Annotated in this window: 12 protein-coding genes and 1 pseudogene; 9 read left to right on the plus strand and 4 right to left on the minus strand. The window is 72.9% G+C overall.

Translation table 11 applies throughout. From position 1 onward, the window contains the following. Position 1: 1 nt before the first annotated feature. Complete coding sequence (locus tag ACVW2K_RS08520) at positions 2-472, minus strand: RsiG family protein (protein ID WP_457202218.1); 471 nt, start codon at positions 470-472, stop codon at positions 2-4. Further along, entirely contained in the window at positions 469-1599 is a 1131-nt protein-coding gene (locus ACVW2K_RS08525) for a type IV pilus twitching motility protein PilT (RefSeq protein ID WP_457202219.1), read from the minus strand. Before ACVW2K_RS08525 ends, ACVW2K_RS08520 begins: the two co-directional genes overlap by 4 nt. A gap of 157 nt (positions 1600-1756) precedes the next feature. Between ACVW2K_RS08525 and pilM (ACVW2K_RS08530) the strand changes: the two are divergent. From pilM (ACVW2K_RS08530) to ACVW2K_RS08565, 8 genes and pseudogenes are all read left to right on the plus strand, one after another. Beyond that, a pseudogene (gene pilM, locus ACVW2K_RS08530) lies at positions 1757-2068 on the plus strand (type IV pilus biogenesis protein PilM); the annotation flags it as partial. Further along, positions 1977-2867 (plus strand): pilus assembly protein PilM, encoded by an 891-nt coding sequence (gene pilM / locus ACVW2K_RS08535; protein ID WP_457202220.1) that lies wholly within the window; start codon positions 1977-1979, stop codon positions 2865-2867. The pseudogene pilM (ACVW2K_RS08530) and the gene pilM (ACVW2K_RS08535), both read left to right, overlap by 92 nt. Then, positions 2864-3559, plus strand: a complete 696-nt coding sequence (locus ACVW2K_RS08540; RefSeq protein WP_457202221.1) for a hypothetical protein — start codon at positions 2864-2866, stop codon at positions 3557-3559. Before pilM (ACVW2K_RS08535) ends, ACVW2K_RS08540 begins: the two co-directional genes overlap by 4 nt. Next, entirely contained in the window at positions 3559-4224 is a 666-nt protein-coding gene (locus ACVW2K_RS08545) for a hypothetical protein (RefSeq protein ID WP_028639101.1), read from the plus strand. The genes ACVW2K_RS08540 and ACVW2K_RS08545 overlap by 1 nt, the downstream gene beginning before the upstream one ends. A gap of 5 nt (positions 4225-4229) precedes the next feature. Further along, positions 4230-4850: a hypothetical protein gene (locus ACVW2K_RS08550; protein ID WP_457202222.1), complete on the plus strand. Its 621-nt coding sequence runs from the start codon at positions 4230-4232 to the stop codon at positions 4848-4850. Next, positions 4847-5539 (plus strand): hypothetical protein, encoded by a 693-nt coding sequence (locus ACVW2K_RS08555; protein ID WP_457202223.1) that lies wholly within the window; start codon positions 4847-4849, stop codon positions 5537-5539. The genes ACVW2K_RS08550 and ACVW2K_RS08555 overlap by 4 nt, the downstream gene beginning before the upstream one ends. Further along, positions 5536-6309, plus strand: coding sequence for a prepilin peptidase (locus ACVW2K_RS08560; RefSeq protein WP_028639098.1), 774 nt, complete (start codon positions 5536-5538; stop codon positions 6307-6309). The genes ACVW2K_RS08555 and ACVW2K_RS08560 overlap by 4 nt, the downstream gene beginning before the upstream one ends. An 87-nt stretch (positions 6310-6396) precedes the next feature. Further along, complete coding sequence (locus ACVW2K_RS08565) at positions 6397-8358, plus strand: PAS domain S-box protein (protein ID WP_457202224.1); 1962 nt, start codon at positions 6397-6399, stop codon at positions 8356-8358. A gap of 8 nt (positions 8359-8366) precedes the next feature. On the opposite strand, the gene ACVW2K_RS08570 is transcribed toward ACVW2K_RS08565, so the two are convergent. Beyond that, on the minus strand, positions 8367-10922 hold the full coding sequence (locus ACVW2K_RS08570) for a putative bifunctional diguanylate cyclase/phosphodiesterase (RefSeq protein ID WP_457204055.1): 2556 nt from the start codon (positions 10920-10922) through the stop codon (positions 8367-8369). Between the two features lie 211 nt (positions 10923-11133). On the opposite strand from ACVW2K_RS08570, the gene ACVW2K_RS08575 reads away from it, so the two are divergent. Next, positions 11134-12780, plus strand: a complete 1647-nt coding sequence (locus tag ACVW2K_RS08575) for an FAD-binding dehydrogenase (RefSeq protein WP_457202225.1) — start codon at positions 11134-11136, stop codon at positions 12778-12780. A gap of 109 nt (positions 12781-12889) precedes the next feature. Here ACVW2K_RS08575 and ACVW2K_RS08580 read toward each other — a convergent pair whose 3' ends face one another. Continuing rightward, positions 12890-13762, minus strand: coding sequence for a hypothetical protein (locus tag ACVW2K_RS08580; RefSeq protein WP_457202226.1), 873 nt, complete (start codon positions 13760-13762; stop codon positions 12890-12892). Positions 13763-13884 lie beyond the last annotated feature (122 nt).

A 13884-nucleotide genomic window follows, 5' to 3' on the forward strand; every position in this document is an offset into this window, starting at 1 on the left:
GTCAGTCCTCCGGGATCACGGCGAGGGCGGCCCGGGGGTTCTCCCGGTAGCGCGCGATCAGCTCGGCGGTGGCCTCGTCGATGCGCTGGTGCAGGGCGCGACGGTAGTCGGTCAGCTGCCGCTCCGCGCCGGTGAGGCGCTCGACGGCGTCGGCCACCTGGGCGTCGTCGCGCGGGTCGACGTCGGTGGCCCACATCTCGGTGAGCTCGGGGAGCTCCGGGAGTGGCTCGGCGGCGCGCACGCTCACCAGCGCCTGACGGGTCTGCCCGGTCCCGGTGTCGCCGAGCACCCGGACCAGGTCGGCCAGCGTCAGCACGTGGTCGGTGGCCCGTTCGGCGGCCAGCAGGTCGAGGCGGGCATGCACCAGACGGCGCCAGTACGACACCCGGTCCTCCTCGGCCTCCAGGCGGTGCCGGTACTCCCGCAGGGCCGGCAGGTCGAGCGCTCCGATGTCGGCGCTCTCCGGCCTCATCGCGGCGGCTCCGCGTCGACCAGGGCAGGGTCCACGCCGGCGCGCTTGAGCATCACGCCGAAGTCGTGGGTGTTGGTGCTCACGACCTTCGCGTCCTGGACGGACACGCTGCCGTCGAGCACCAGGCGCACGAGGTGCTGGTCGAAGGTCTGCATCCCGGAGTACGCGCCGTCCGCGACGATGTCCGGCATGCTGTCCGTGCGGTCCGGATCCGCGATCGCCTCCGCGAGCCGTGGCGTGTTCACCGCGACCTCCATCGCGACGACGCGGCCGGCGCCGTCGGCGCGTGGCACGAGCCGCTGGCACACGATGCCCTGGAGCGACGCCGCGAGCGCGAGGCGGACCTGCTTCTGCTCGAACGGCGGGAAGAAGTCGATCACGCGGTTCACGGTCTCCTTCGCGTCGGTGGTGTGCAGCGTCGACATCACGAAGTGGCCGGTCTCGGCCGCTGACAGCGCCGCGCGCACGGTGTCGGCGTCCCGCATCTCGCCGATCAGGATCACGTCCGGATCCTGCCGCATCGCCGCCCTGAGTGCGACGCTCCAGTCGGCGGTGTCGGTGCCGAGCTCGCGCTGGTTGACGCTCGCGGTCTTGTCCCGATGGATGACCTCGATCGGGTCCTCGATGGTGAGGATGTGCACGGGCCGGGCCTCGTTGACGGCGTCGACCATCGCCGCGAGGGTCGTCGTCTTCCCGGACCCGGTCGGGCCCGTCACGAGCACGAGACCGCGAGGCTCCAGCGACAACCGCCGGATGACGTCCGGCATCCCCAGCTCCGCCAGGGTCTTCGGCTCGTCGCCCACCAGTCGCAGCACGCACCCGATGGCGCCTCGGGAACGGAACGCGTTGATCCGGAACCGCCCGATCCCGGGCACCGCGAGGGCGTAGTCGGCCTCGTTGGTGCTGTTGAACGTGTTCTCGACATCGGGGGGCATCGTCTCGCGGACCAGCGACTCCACCGCGGTGGCGGTCAGCGGAGGCACCTCGAGGGGCACCAGCGAGCCGGAGATCCGCACCCGGGGCGCGCTGCCCACCTTCAGGTGCAGGTCGGAGCCGTGGTTGACCACCACAGCCTGGAGGTACGGCGCGATCTGCAGGGTCGCCGCTGTCTCCCGAGAGTCGTTCACGGTGCCTTGTGTAGCACGTCGGCGCACCCCCGAGCCTCCCCGCATCCAGACCGGTCCGGAAATTCTCGCGCCGGGGGTCAAGTACGCCGGTGGCGCCTCCGATGACATCAGTGACGCACTGCGCCCACCACCATCTCGGAAGGTCCCCGGAGAACACATGGCACGCACCCTGGTCGGCCTCGACATCGGCAGCACCGGTGTCCGAGCCGCCGAGTTCGTCCCCGGTCGTCGACGCGCGACCGTCCGCCGGTTCGCGAGCGTCCCGCTCGCTCCCGGAGTGGTCCACGCGGGCACCGTCGTGGACGGACAGGCCCTCACCCAGGCGATCCGCCAGCTGTGGTCGCAGGGCAGGTTCGGCACGAAGGAGGTCGCGATCGGTGTCGCCAATTCCGGCGTCCTGGTCCGGCAGATGGACCTCGACTGGATGCCGCCGGCGGACTTCCGCAAGGCGCTGCGCTACCAGGTGCAGGACGTGCTGCCGTTTCTCGGTCGACGAGGCCAACCTCGACTACCACCTGCTGGACGAGCCCGAGGTGCCGGACGAGAACGGCGAGCCGCGACGGGTCGCCCGGATCCTCCTCGTGGCGGCCGCGCGGGAGGTCGTCGACTCGTTCGTCGCCGCTGCGCGAGACGCCGGGCTCCGGACCCGCACGGTCGACCTGCTGCCGTTCGCGCTGCTGCGCGCCCGGACCCCGGCCCTGGTCGACGGTGCGCACGTCACCGAGGCGATCGTCGACGTCGGGTCCGACGTCGTGTCGGTCGTGGTCCACCACGGCGGCGTCCCCCGCTACGTCCGGATGATCCCCGGCGTCGGCGGCGACCTGGTCACCCAGGCCGTGCAGCAACGCTACGACTGGACGTGGGAGGAGGCCGAGCGGACGAAGGTGTACGTCGGCCTGCCGGGCCACGCCCACCTCGACCCGAGCCAGCTCGAGTCCGTCGCGCCGCGCTCCGACGGCCTCGACCACGCCGCCCAGCAGGTCGTCGCGGTGGCCGCGAGCCAGCTCGCCGGCGAGATCGAGACGACCCTGGACTTCTACCGTGCCTCGGCGGGTGAGCTGGACAGCCCGGTCGGGCAGGTCCTGCTCGCCGGTAGCGGCTCCCTCCTCGGCGGCTTCGCCGAGCATCTCGCCGAGCGCCTCGACGTACCGGTGGAGCGCCTGGACGTCGCCGGCACGCTCAGGATGCGGGGCCGCGCGCACGTCGCCGGTCTCGACCCGGCCGCCCTCGCCGTCCCGGCGGGCCTCTGCGCGGGAGCGGCTCGATGAGGCGCCGCGAGCGGGCGGTCGTGCCGACCATGCCGTCGGTCAACCTCCTCTCGCAGTCCGAGTTCGACCGGATGGCCGCGCGCCGGCTGCGTCACCGGTTCGTCGCCGGCGCGGCCGTGCTGCTCGCGCTCGTGGGCGTGGCCACCGGCGCTCAGCACGCCCGCACCCAGGAAGCGCAGAAGCTCGTCGCCGTCGAGCAGTCCGAGACCAGCCGCCTCACCGCGCAGACGCAGGTGCTGGCCCCGGTCCGGGCCTACGTCAACGGCGTGTCCGTGCAGGAGCGCACCGTCGGCGACGCCATGGCGAACGAGGTGTACTTCTCCAAGGTGCTCGGCGGCGTCCGCGACGCGACCCCGCCGGGTGCCCAGCTGGCCACCCTCGCCGTGACGCTCGCGCCGCCGACGGATGCGAGCGGCACCACCGCGACCACTGAGAATCCATGCCCCGGCCCGGACCCGTTCAACACCCGCGTCGTCGCGGGTTGCGTGCAGATCTCCGGGACGGCCGGGAGCAGGGCCGAGGTCGGTGACATGGTCATCGCGCTCGGCGACTCCGGACTGTTCGTCGAGCCGTTCATCTCGACCACGACCACCGGCGACTCCGACCAGGTGACGTTCTCGGGCTCGGTCGGCCTGTCCGAGAAGGTCTACAGCGGCCGCTACTCCGACGACACCACCCAGGACGGTCAGTGATGGACCTCGGCACCCCCGCCGCCACCAAGGTCGTCGGCGTCGTCGGCCTGCTCGCGGTCGCCGGCCTGGGCTGGATGTTCGCCGTCGGCCCCGAGACGAGCAAGCTCGCCGATGCTCGTGCTGAGGTGACGACCGTCCAGGACCAGAACGCCGTGCTCGGCACCCAGCTGGCGGGACTGGTCAAGCAGCAGGAGCAGCTCGGCGACACCCGGACGACTGCCCGCATGCTCGCGAAGAAGTTCCCGCCGACCGCCGACCAGCCGGGCCTGTTCGAGATCGTCACGACCGCCGCCGTCGACGCCGGCATCGGCGCGAAGGGCGTCACCACCCTGACGCCGACGCCGCCGATCGTGGACGGTGCGGACCCCAGCGCGCCGGCCACCAGCACATCCACGAGCACATCGACGACGACCCCGGCCACGTCTCAGCTCGCGCGCCAGACCGTCACCGTCTCCGTCACCGGGACCTATGACCAGACCGAGCAGCTGCTCGTGAACCTCGAGCACATGCAGCGCGCCTACCTGGTCACCTCGGTCACGCTCGCCGGCGACGGCACGACGGGGGCGTTCACCACGACGATCACGGGTGAGATGTTCGTGATGCCCCCCGTGAAGGACCCCGGCAAGACCGTCGACGTCTCCAGCACCACGACCGCGGAGGACTGATGAACGTGAACCTGCCCCTCTACGTCACCGGGCTCGGCCTGGTGCTGCTCTCGATGGTCGGGCTGCTCGTCGTGGTCCGGCGCAAGGGCCGATCCTTGCCGGCCGCCGACGTCGAGGAGCAGGCGGAGGTCGAGGCCGTCGTCGAGCCCCTGCTGGCCGAGCCCCACCCCGACGTCCGGGCCCTGCGCGCCCAGGTGCGCGTCCTCGAGGAGGCCCTCGAGCGGGCCGCCGAGTCCACGCTCGAGCAGCCGGACCTCGCCTCCTACCGTGCTCAGGTCCGGATCGCGGTCGAGTCCGTCGCCCGCCGTACGTCGGCCGACGCCGATCCGCTCCTGGTGGCGGCTCGGGTCTCTGCCGCAGTGGCCCGCCTCGACGCGGCTCCGGCCGCCCGGGTCACCCTGCCCGTGCCGTTGCGTCGCCCGGTCGCCACGGCGCCGGTCGTGACGGTGACTCCGCCGGCCCTGGAGATCACGCAGTCCGCGCCGGTCGACGAGCCGGACATCGTCGACCGCGAGCCTGTCGCCGAGCCGGTCGCGGTCGAGGAGGAGGTCGTCCTCCCCGTGCCGCCGCCGGCGACCGACGTGCCGCGCCGCAGCAAGCGCCGGTCGCGGAGGTCCGCAGCATGAGCGCCACCGACTTCGCCGAGCTCTCGGAGCGGTACGCCGAGCGCGGCGACCTCCGGATGGCCCAGCTCGCCGCGTGGGCGGCGGACGTGCACACGCTGGAGGAGCTGCTCTGGGAGAACGGTCTCGGCCAGGCGCCCGATCCCGACGCCCAGCTCGCGGCGGTCGGCGAGTCCGTGGCGGCGTCGCTGGAGAACATCGTCCTGCCCGCGCGCCTGTCCGCCCGCGCCCTCCTCGACGCTGCGCGCGAGGCGATGGTGACGACGTTCGACGAGTCGGTCCACGGCCTGCTGTCCGACCGCTTCGGCGACCTCGACCACCTGGACCACGCGCACGTCGCGCAGGAGACGCCGAGCAGCCGGACGGAGGACCGGCTGGACGGTCGCACGGCGGCGGAGCTCGCCGCCGAGCTGCGCACCGCCGCCGCCGACTGCGCCACGATGGCGACCCTGCTGGGCGCCGGGGGAGAGGACGGGCCGGCGGTCCGGCTCGCGCGCCAGGCCGACGCCGCGGCATTCGAGGCCTACCTCGTGCTCGCCGCGATCCGCAGCGGCGACCACACGCTCGCCACCGTCGACCTCCGGTGGGACCTGGTCGCGGAGCAGTCCGGCCGGGAGCGGTTCGCCAGCGCGGTCGGCTCCGCCGAGCACGCGGCCCTGCACCTCGTCCTCGAGCCGGCGGACGCGCCGTGATCCTGCTCGCCGGCGTCCTCGGCCTGCTGATAGGCTCGTTCCTGAACGTGGTCATCCACCGCGTGCCGGCGGGTCTGTCGCTGGTCTCGCCCGGGTCCGCGTGCCCGGCCTGCGCTCACCCCGTGCGCGCCTACGACAACGTGCCGGTGGTCTCCTGGCTGGTGCTCCGCGGCCGCTGTCGCGACTGCGCGGCACCGATCGCGGTCCGCTACCCGCTCGTCGAGCTGGCGACCGGGCTGCTGTTCGTCGTCGTGGCCTGGCGCTTCGGGAGCACGCCGTACGCCGCCGCCGGGCTGGTGGTCGCGGCTGCCGGGGTCGCGCTGTTCATGATCGACCTCGACCACCGGCGGTTGCCCTTCTCGATCACCGGGGCGACCGCCCTCGGCGCCGTCATCGCGCTCGGCATCGACGTCGTCCGCCACGGCGCCGCCCCGGTGCCGACCGCGCTCCTCGCGGCCGGCGCCTGGCTGGCGGTGTACGGCGGCATCTGGCTGGTCACCGGCGGCCGCGGCATGGGCCTCGGTGACGTCGCCCTGGCACCGGTGCTGGGCCTGGTGCTCGGCTGGCTGGGCTGGGGCCCGGCCCTGGTCGGCCTCGGTGCCGGCTTCGTGGTCGGGGCCGTCGTCGGCGTCGTCCTGATCGCCTCCGGGAGCGCGGGTGCGAAGTCACGCGTCCCGCACGGCCCGTTCCTCCTCACCGGCGCCGCGGCCGGCATGCTCGTGGGTGCCCAGCTCGCCTCCGCATACCTCAATCTGGTGGGACTCCGCTGAGCCTCAAGTACGCGTCGGCCGAAGCCGATGACGAGAGCATGGGGGATCACTAACATGAGTCGCCTTGACGCAGCGCGTGGGGGGCACATGCGGGAAATCGACCAGGGGCAGCTGCTCGCGAGCATCGCGGCCACCCTGCACGACTGCATCCTCTCGGTCGACGCCGACGGCACGATCCGGTGGGCGAGTCCGGCGACGGAGAGCGTCCTCGGCTGGCGTGCCGAGGACCTCGCGGGCAGGGAGCTCGCGATGCTGTTCCCGCCCGAGGGCGGGGAGCTGCGCGACGCGGCCATGCAGCGGCTGCTCGCGGGCGAGCGGGTGGAGCCGTTCGTCGAGGGCGTCGTCCGTCGCGACGGCTCCTCGTTCAAGGCCCAGCTCACCCTCGGTCCGGTCCACGGCCCCGGCGGCGCCATCGGTGTGATCGCGGTGCTCCGCGACGTCAGCGCCCAGCTCAGCGAGCAGCGCGAGCTGGCGCAGGCACTGGAGATGTCCCGCGCGCACTTCGACCAGGCGACCACTCCGCAGGCGATCCTCGACCTCAGCGGACACCTGGAGTCCGTCAACCCGGCGTGGTGCGAGCTGTTCGGCCACGGCGAGGGCTGGTTCGCCGACTGCGACCTCCTGGACCTCGTCGACCCGGTCGACGCCGACAACGTCGTCGCGCGCCTCGCCCGGCTGCGCGCCGGCGAGATCGACTCGATCAGCTACCACGGTCTCTTCCGGGACGCGGAAGGTGGCGACCTCAACCTGCTGCTCGACGCCAGCCTGCTCCGCGAGCCGAACGGCACGCCGTACGCCATCGCGGCCTGGGCCGGCGCGGACGACGAGAGCCAGCTCGAGCTGACCGAGGTGCTCAGCCTGCGGGCGTGGGACACCGCGGTCGTGCTGGACGGCGACCTGACGATCACCTTCGTCGCGGGCGCGGTCACCCGGATGCTCGGCTACGAGCGCGACGACCTCCTCCACCACCTGAGCTGGGAGTACGTCCACCCCGGGGACACCGGTGCGGTCGTGGAGATGCTCGAGCGGCTCCACGAGGATCCGCGGCGCAGCCGGGACGTCGTGGTCCGGGTCCGCGACGGCGGCGGGCAGTGGCGCTCGGTCGAGGTGACGGCGACCAACTGCCTGGCCGACCCCGACGTGCAGGGGTACGTCGCGAACCTGCGCGACGTCACCGAGCGGGTCCAGTCCGAGGAGGCGCTCCGGCTGTCCGAGGCGCTGCACCGCGCGATGGTCGAGAGCACCCAGGAAGGCATCCTGGCGACCTCGCCGGACGGCCTGGTGATCTTCGCGAACGAGACCGCCGCCGACGTGCTCGGCCGTCCCGTCGAGCTCCTGTCGGGCGAGGACCCGGTCCGGCTGCTCGGCCTGCACGGCGAGGCGCGGGTCGACACCGACGGCGTCATCGAGGTGCACGAGGTCGTCTACCGCCGCCCCGACGGGGACGAGCGCATCCTCCGGGTGTCCCGCCGGCCGCTGAACAGCCGCAACGACCGGCTCGGCGTGCTCGTCTCGGTCGCCGACGTCACCGATGCCCGGCACGCCGAGAGCGTGCTGCGCAGCCGCGCGCTGAATGACCCGCTCACCGGGCTGCCGAACCGCTACCTGTTCACCGACCGGCTGGAGACCGCCGCGGCCCGCCACGAGCGCAGCCCCGGTCGCGGCACCGCCGTGCTGTTCATCGACGTGGACCGGTTCAAGCTCGTCAACGACGGCTTCAGCCACGAGACCGGCGACAGTGTGCTGCGCGAGATCGGGTCCCGGCTGCTCGCCTCGATCCGTGCGACCGACACCGTCAGCCGGCTCGGCGGTGACGAGTTCGCGGTCATCTGCGAGGACACCGGCGCCGAGGAGGCGGAGGTGATCGCCGAGCGCATCCTCGCGGCGTTCGCGCCGCCGGTCGTGGTCGACGGTGCGGACCACCGGGTCAGCATCAGCGTCGGGGTCGCGCTGGCCCCGCCGTACTCCTTCGACGAGGTCGTACGCCGGGCCGACGAGGCGATGTACCGCGCCAAGCAGTCCGGCGGCGGCCGGGTGGGCCTCGCCTGACGCTCCGCTCAGGAGGCCGAGGCGTCGCCGAGCTCGACCTGGTGCGCGACCTGGCCACCGTGCGCGGCGCAGTCGGCCGGGTGGTCGCCGTACTCGAGGCTGAGCTCCGACTCGGCGTGCAGCCGACGGCGCAGGTCGGTGGAGACGCGCAGGCTCAGCAGCGGCTGCGTCACGTGCCCGAGCTCGGCGTGGATGCCGACCTCGCCCGTGACCGCGCTGACCTTGCGCAGCGCACTCCCGACCACCTGCTCGAAGCGGGTCGTGTCGAGCCGGCCGTCCGGGCCGGTGACGGCGCGGAGCGTGTCGTAGGCGTCCAGCTCGACCAGCTGCCCTCGGGCGACGGCGGCGGCGTGCAGCCCACCGAGCGAGCGAACGAACTCGGCGCGCCGGCTCGGGCTGGTGACGACGATCCACCCCTGCCCGGCCTCGAGACCCCCGCGCAAGCAGCACGCGGACCGTCCGCCGGCCGGGTCGAGCGGGCGGCGCGTGACGTTCCAGGGCCGCGGTGCGGCGACGGCGCGGCGCTCGGACCGCTTCGCCGCGCGGGCGGCTCCGGCTCCGGGAAGGTCGTAGAGGGGGACCGCGCCGCTCCACCAGAAGCCCTGGGCGGTGGCGCACCCGAGCCGGCGCAGCAGGTCACGCTGCTCCACGGTCTCGATGCCCTCGGCGACCGTCTCCAGGCCGAGGCCGCGCGCGAGGCGGACGATCGCCTCGGTGATCGCGAGATCCTCGGGCCGGTCGACGGCGTCGCGCACGAACGACCGGTCGATCTTCACGCCGGTCACCGGCAGCTCGCGAAGGAAGCTGAGCGAGGAGTAGCCGGTGCCGAAGTCGTCGAGGTGCACGCCCGCGCCGAGCGCCCGCAGGCCCTCGAGCGAGGCGCGGGCCGCGTCGCGGTTCTGGAGCACCGCCGTCTCGGTGACCTCCAGGACCAGGGACTGCGCCGGCAGGCCCGAGCGGTGCAGGGCGTCGGCGACCGTGGCCACCAGCCGGCTGTCGTCGAGGGAGCGGGCCGAGAGGTTCACCGCGACCCGGACGTCCTCCGCCAGGTCTCCGGTGTCCCGTGCCATCGCGATGTCCAGACAGGCGCGGTCGAGCACCCAGCGGTCCAGGTCAGCGATGAAGCCGTGCGCCTCGGCCAGCGGCACGAACGTCGCGGGCGACACCGCGCTGCCGGAGGGGTGCTGCCAGCGGGCCAGCGCCTCGACGCCGACGATCCGCTCGGAGGTGAGGTCGAAGACCGGCTGGTAGTGCACGTCGAGCAGGTCGTGGGCGAGCGCCTCCCGCAGCTCGGCCGCGAGCCGCCGCTGCTCGCCGGCCCGACGGGCGAACGTGGCGTCGAAGACCTGGCTGCGCGAGCGCCCCCGGGCCTTGGCCTCGTACATCGCGACGTCGGCGTGCTTGAGCAACGTGCTGGCGTCGCCGTCGAGGGGAGGCGAGACGGCGATGCCGACGCTGGCTCCGATCCGGAGCGCGCGGTGCTCGACGTCGATCGGCTCGGCGATCACGTCGATGACGTTCCGGGCGAGCTTGGCGGCCGCGGCGACGTCGGTGCCGGGGGAGACGATCACGAACTCGTCGCCTCCGGAGCGCGCCACGATGTCGGTCGGCCGGACCATCGCGCGCAGCCGCTCGGCGACCTCCACGAGCACCCGGTCGCCGACCACGTGGCCGTGCAGGTCGTCGACCGCCCGGAACTGGTCGAGGTCCGCCACGAGCACCGCGACCGGCGTGCCGATCCGCCGTGCCTCTCCGAGGGACTGGGCGAGGCGGTAGGCGAGGTACGCGCGGTTCGGCAGGCCGGTCAGCGCGTCGTGCATGGTCTGGCGGACCAGCTCCGCCTCGAGCTCGCGACGGCCGCTGATGTCGCGACCGACGACGATGATGCCGTCGGCGTGTGCGGTCGCGTCGAGCGTGACCTCGGCGAGCTGGCCGTCCCGGCAGCGCCGGACCGTGTCGTGTCCACGGACGGCCTCGCCGCGCTGCGCGACCGCGAGCAGGCGGCGTGGCTCGTCGGAGCCGGGCGGGTGCAGGAGCGCGACGTCGCGGCCGAGGATCTCCTCGGCGGTGTAGCCGTACAGTGCGGCGGCTGCGCGGTTCCAGCTGGTGACCTCGCCGCCGGCGCTGACGGTGAACACCGCGTCGGTCATCGAGTCGACCACGCCGGCCAGCTGCGCTGCCGAGGACTCGGCGGCGGCGAGCTCCCGGCGCAGCCGGGCGTTCTCGGCGGTCTGACGGACCAGACGGAGCCAGTCGCCCCCGAGGTCCTGGGGGCCGAGCACCAGGTCGGCGACCTCGTCGAGGCCGGTGGCGCCCGGGAGGGCGTCGGCATGGGCGACCACGAGCGCCGCGGTTCCGCACCGGGCGCGGACGGCACGGGCGACCTCGGCCGCGGCCAGGTCGGGCACCGTGGTGTCGACGAGCACGCAGTCGAAGCTCTCGGTGGCGAGGGTCGCGAGCGCCGAGGGGAGGGTGAGCGCGTGGGTAGCGAGCAGCTCTGCGGCTGCTGCCCTGACTGCCGTGGCAGCGGCTCCGCCTCCGGTGTCCGCCGTGACGACGAGCACCGACAAGGCAGCCCGCGTCCGAGCGACGGTCTCCCTGCCCATTTTCTTCCCTCCCGAGTGGTGCCGTGCCGGAGTGCAGCCCTCCCAATCTGCTGCTCCCGCCTGCCGAGTGTGACTGCTGTGGCAGATGTTGGCAGCAAGTTGTTGAAACTGGTCCAGACCTGGGACGTCCGAAAGTCCGGATCATGACGCCGTGCGAGGATGCGCGCTCGTGGACACCGATGTGATCGTCGTCGGGGCCGGGCTCGCCGGTCTCGCCGCCGCGGCCGAGGTCGCCGACGCCGGCAGGCGCGTCGTCGTGCTGGACCAGGAGCCCGAGCAGTCGCTGGGTGGCCAGGCCTTCTGGAGCCTCGGCGGCCTGTTCCTCGTGGACAGTCCCGAGCAGCGGCGGATGGGCATCAAGGACTCCCGAGAGCTGGCCATGCAGGACTGGCTGGGCAGTGCGCAGTTCGACCGCGACGAGGACCGGTGGCCGCGCCGCTGGGCCGAGGCGTACGTCGACTTCGCCGCCGGCGAGAAGCGCTCCTGGCTCCGCGGGATGGGCCACCGGGTGTTCCCCGTCGTCGGCTGGGCCGAGCGCGGCGACGGCCGTGCCGACGGCCACGGCAACTCGGTGCCGCGCTTCCACATCACCTGGGGCACGGGTCCCGGTGTCGTCGCGCCGTTCGAGCGCCGCTGTCGTGAGCACGCGGCCTCCGGCCGCCTCCGCTTCGCGTTCCGCCACCGCGTCGACGACCTGGTGCTCGAGGGCGGGACCGTGGTCGGCGTGCGCGGCAGGACCCTCGAGCCCAGCGGCGTCGAGCGGGGCAGGGCCAGCAGCCGGGTCGAGGTCGAGGACTTCGAGCTGCGGGCGCAGGCCGTGATCGTCACGAGCGGCGGCATCGGGGGCAACCACGACCTGGTCCGCAAGACCTGGCCGGCCCGGCTGGGGTCGCCGCCGCGGACGATGGTCGCCGGCGTACCGGCGCACGTCGACGGCCGGATGCTCGGCATCACCGAGGCCGCCGGCGCCCGGGTGATCAACCCGGACCGGATGTGGCACTACGTCGAGGGCCTGCGCAACTGGGACCCGATCTGGGAGAACCACGGCATCCGGATCCTCCCCGGACCGTCCTCCCTCTGGCTCGACGCGACCGGCAAGCGTCTGCCGGCGCCGAACTTCCCCGGCTTCGACACCCTCGGCACGCTCACGCACCTGCGCGGGACCGGCTACGACTACTCGTGGTTCGTGCTGACCCAGAAGATCATCGAGAAGGAGTTCGCGCTCTCGGGCTCGGAGCAGAACCCGGACCTGACCGGCAAGGACATCAAGCTCCTGCTGTCCCGGGTGAAGGCGGGCGCGCCCGCGCCGATCGAGGCCTTCAAGCAGCACGGCGAGGACTTCGTCGTCGCCGGCACCCTCACCGAGCTGGTGCAGGGGATGAACCGGGTCGGCGACGAGCCGCTGATCGTCGAGACCGAGCTGCGCGACCTGATCGAGCAGCGGGACCGCGAGATCGACAACGAGTTCAGCAAGGACGCGCAGATCACCGCGATCCGGGGCGCCCGGAAGTACCGCGGCGACAAGCTGATCCGCGTGGCGACGCCGCACAAGCTGCTCGACCCGAAGGCGGGCCCGCTCATCGCCGTACGCCTCAACGTGCTGACCCGCAAGACGCTCGGGGGGCTGGAGACCGACCTCGACGGCCGCTGCCTGACCGCGACCGGCGACCCGCTGCCCGGTCTCTACGCCGCGGGCGAGGTCAACGGCTTCGGAGGCGGCGGGATGATGGGCTACAACGCGCTCGAGGGCACCTTCCTCGGCGGCTGCCTGTTCTCCGGCCGTACTGCCGGTCGGGCGGCGGCCGGCGCGGTGTGAGGCGGCCCGGTGGATGGATCCCCGGTGAGCCGGGGATTCCGGCGCTTGTGGGGCGTTGCAACGGCCCATAAGCGACAGGAGTGCCCGGGAAGGTCCTGGTCGGCCGGCCTCAGCTGACCCTTGCGGAGTTGGCCAGCATCCGACGGATGCGCGCGGCGAGGAGCTCGGGCTGCGCGAGGTCGGCCCAGGTGATCCGGATGCAGCGCCAGCCCGTGAGCTCACTGACGCGGTCCTGTCTCCTCTTCTCCCGAAGGACGAACTCCGCCACCGACTCTCCGGGCCGCCGGAAGTCGGTGTACTTGATGTTCCCGTCGAACTCGGCCCAGATGCCGTAGTCCGGCCAGGCGAAGTCCAGTCGGGCGACGACGCGACCGTTGTCGTGGATCTCGAGCTGCAGCTCGGGCGCCGGAAGGCTCTGCTGGAAGCAGAAGTAGAGGCCACGTGCCTCGAGCACCGACTCGACGCGCGGGTCGGCAAGGCGTAGGACCAGGTCCGTCGACAAGGAGTACGGCCAGTTCGCCATCCCCGCCCCGCCACCGTCCGCGCGGTAACGCTCACCGAGGAGCTCCTTGGTCGTCAATCCGTGGTGGAGGAAGTAGCACACGGCCGCGAGCGCGGACTCGGTCGGAGCGACCGTCGTGACGTCCAGTGCAGTCCTGGTCGGACTCGTCACCAGGATGCCGTTGCGCACGAGGTAGTCGCCGGGAAGCAGTGCTCCGCTGTGCTGGTTGACGCCCGCCTCCTTGCGCCCGGACTTGCCATCGGTCCTCGTGAGGTGCGCAAGGGTCAGGTCGAAGCCCCAGGTCGGCGCGTTCCATTCCGGGAGCGCCGAGCCGTGTGACGCGACGACCTCGGTTCTCGCCTGCTTGATCGCAGCGCGGACGAGCAGGCCATGGCGACCGACGGTGTCGAGGGTCGCCCACGCGTCATGAGCGGCGAAGGCGCCGCGACGGACTCGTGCGATCTCCTTGCGTCGGAGCATGCGACTGATCGCCCGGTCGTTGAGACCCTGCGCCAGGAGCTCCCTCCGGAGGTGGATGGGCGTCCGGCGGGGATCGTCAGGATCCAGTTCTTTCATGACGGTTCGATGCCCGGGTCCGGGCG

Source organism: Nocardioides sp. HB32, assembly GCF_054058995.1.